Annotated in this window: 1 protein-coding gene; it reads left to right on the top strand. The window is 36.7% G+C overall.

The features are described from left to right. Positions 1–123: 123 nt before the first annotated feature. On the top strand, positions 124–1,380 hold the full coding sequence (locus QP439_RS08880) for an ISL3 family transposase (protein WP_261447052.1): 1,257 nt from the start codon (positions 124–126) through the stop codon (positions 1,378–1,380). Positions 1,381–1,414: the final 34 nt, after the last annotated feature.

Consider the following 1,414-nt stretch of genomic DNA (forward strand, 5'->3'; position numbering starts at 1 on the left):
GGCTCTATAATATTTGTAGTGGGTAAATCCCCTATAGATATTATGGAGCCTATTTTTGTGTAGAAAAAAAGTCCCATAAGATCTATAATGAAAAGCGACCAAACTATCATTAGAAAGAATCATATGGAACAATTACATTCTATCACAAAACTACTCGATATTAAAGACCCTAATATCCAAATTATAGATATCATTAATAAGGGTACACACAAGGAAATCATCGCTAAACTAGACTATGAGGCCCCATCTTGTCCTGATTGCGGAAGCCTAATGAAGAAATATGACTTTCAAAAACCGTCTAAGATTCCTTACCTTGAAACGACTGGTATGCCTACTAGAATCCTCCTTAGAAAACGCCGTTTTAAGTGCTATCAGTGCTCTAAAATGATGGTCGCTGAAACCTCTCTCGTCAAGAAAAATCACCAAATACCTCGTATCATCAACCAAAAGATTGCTCAAAAGCTGATTGAAAAAACTTCCATGACTGATATTGCTCATCAGTTGTCTATTTCAACTTCAACTGTCATTCGCAAGCTCAATGACTTTCACTTTAAGCCTGATTTTTCTCGCCTTCCTGAGATTATGTCTTGGGACGAATATACCTTTACAAAAGGAAAGATGAGTTTCATTGCACAAGATTTTGATAATCTCAGTATCATCGCTGTTCTTGAAGGTAGAACACAGGCTGTCATCCGAAATCACTTTCTTCGATACGATAGAGCTGTCCGATGTCGAGTGAAAATTATTACTATGGATATGTTTAGTCCCTATTATGACTTGGCTAAACAGCTTTTTCCGTGTGCTAAAATCGTTCTAGATCGCTTTCACATTGTACAACATCTTAGCCGTGCCATGAGTCGTGTGCGTGTCCAAATCATGAATCAGTATCATCGAAAATCCCATGAATACAAGGCTATCAAGCGTTACTGGAAACTTATCCAACAAGATAGTCGGAAACTCAGTGAGAAACGTTTTTATCGCCCTACTTTTCGTATGCACTTAACAAATAAAGAGATTCTAGACAAGCTTTTGAGCTATTCAGAAGACTTAAAACACCACTATAATCTCTATCAACTCTTACTTTTTCACTTTCAGAATAAGGAAGCTGACAAATTTTTCGGACTCATTAAGGACAATCTAAAGCAGGTTCATCCTCTTTTTCAGACTGTCTTTAAAACCTTTTTCAAGGACAAAGAGAAAATCGTCAACGCCCTTCAATTCCCCTATTCAAACGCTAAACTGGAAGCAACCAATAATCTTATCAAACTTATCAAACGAAATGCCTTTGGTTTTCGGAACTTCGAAAACTTCAAAAAACGGATTTTTATAGCTCTAAATATCAAAAAAGAAAGGACTAAATCTGTCCTTTCTAGAGCTTAGCTTTTCTTCAACCCACTACAGTTGACAAAGAGCC

Source organism: Streptococcus sp. UMB1203, from assembly GCF_030217725.1.
In the GTDB taxonomy this organism is placed as follows: Bacteria; Bacillota; Bacilli; order Lactobacillales; family Streptococcaceae; genus Streptococcus.